Raw genomic sequence first — 1,515 nt, forward strand, 5'->3', positions numbered from 1 at the left:
CCGTACCCTTTTCACGTGTACCTAACAATATTCGTGCACCGCTGTTTTACGTCGAGTTCGATAACTCAATGGCAAACAGCGCAATTGCGACACAGCGCACACTGATCATCGGTCAGGTGCTGAGTACATCTACAGCAAAACCCGATATCCCTGAGCGTATCTCTTCCGCTGCTCAAGCTGCTAATTTATATGGCAATGGTTCAATGCTGCACGGCATGACCGAAGCTTATTTCGCCAATGATCAGGCAGCTGAAATCTGGGTTCTTCCCTTAAGTGATGCTGACAGTATGGTCGCGGCCAAAGGCGGTGTAAAAGTATCAACTCCAGCGACGGACACCGGGGTTATCTCACTGTATATCGGCGGGCAGCGTGTGCAGATCACGACTGTAGCGACGGATAAAGCCGAGCAAGTGGCTACTGCATTGTCAGACGCAATTAACAAAAAAGTGACTTTGCCGGTCACGGCTACCGTTGCGTTTGACTCCGCTGATACGGTGACTTTGACGGCTAAAAACAAAGGCGCTGCCGGTAACAGTATTGATTTGCGTCTGAACTACCGGGGACAGTCCGGGGGAGAATTTACCCCCGCGGGCATGGCTTTGAAAATAACTCAGATGGCCGGTGGGGCGGGTGCGCCTGAGCTTAAAAACGCATTAGGTAATCTCAAAGACCGTTCCTTTGATTTCATTGCCAACCCGTACACTGATACGGCGTCATTAGATGATGTGAAAGCATTTCTGTCTGATACAGTCGGTAGATGGTCGTGGGAACAGCAGCTTTACGGGCACGCATTTAGCGCAGTCAATGGGGCATACGGCGAGTTGGCTAGTTTCGGCGAACAGCGTAACTATCAGCATGAAACATTGCTCGGTGTAACCAAATCTCCGACACCAAATTATGTGTGGGCCGCTGCATTGACGGGGGCGATTGCACCCAGTTTGCGCAATGACCCCGGCAGGCCAGTGCAGACATTACCGATTAGTGGCGTTCTGGCTCCGGCATCGGAGGACCAGCTTGACTTAATCGAACGTAACAATCTGCTACACAGCGGGATTTCAACTTTTACTGTTGCTGATGACGGCACAATTCAGGTTGAAAATATCATCACGACTTATCAAAAGAATAGTTTTGGTGATAACGATGACAGCTATTTGGAAGTGGAAACCCTGTACTTGCTGATGTACGTCACACGTTATATTCGCACTCAAATCACGAGTAAGTTTGCACGCATGAAGTTAGTGAAAGACGCTACCCGGTATGCGCCCGGCTCGGCAATTGTAACCCCCAACGTCATCCGCGCCGAACTTATCGCGCAGTATCGTACTTTGGAATACAACGGCTACGTGCAAGATTCGAAAGGCTTCGCAAGTGGGCTGATTGTTGATATTAATCCGCAAAATCCGAACAGAATCGATGTTCTGTGGACCGGCACACTCATCAATCAGTTGCGTGTTTTCGCGCTACTTAATCAGTTCCGCTTACAACCGGCAGCTTAAGAGGTAAACATGGGTAATA

Annotated in this window: 1 protein-coding gene; it reads left to right on the top strand. The window is 49.4% G+C overall.

Annotated elements, in window-relative coordinates:
* Nucleotides 1–1,496 (top strand): phage tail sheath subtilisin-like domain-containing protein (locus C5469_RS22640; protein WP_207629317.1); only part of this gene is annotated, 1,496 nt, incomplete at its 5' end.
* Between the last annotated feature and the right edge of the window lie 19 nt (nt 1,497–1,515).

It is taken from the genome of Photorhabdus cinerea (assembly GCF_011189575.1).
In the GTDB taxonomy this organism is placed as follows: domain Bacteria; phylum Pseudomonadota; class Gammaproteobacteria; order Enterobacterales; family Enterobacteriaceae; genus Photorhabdus; species Photorhabdus cinerea.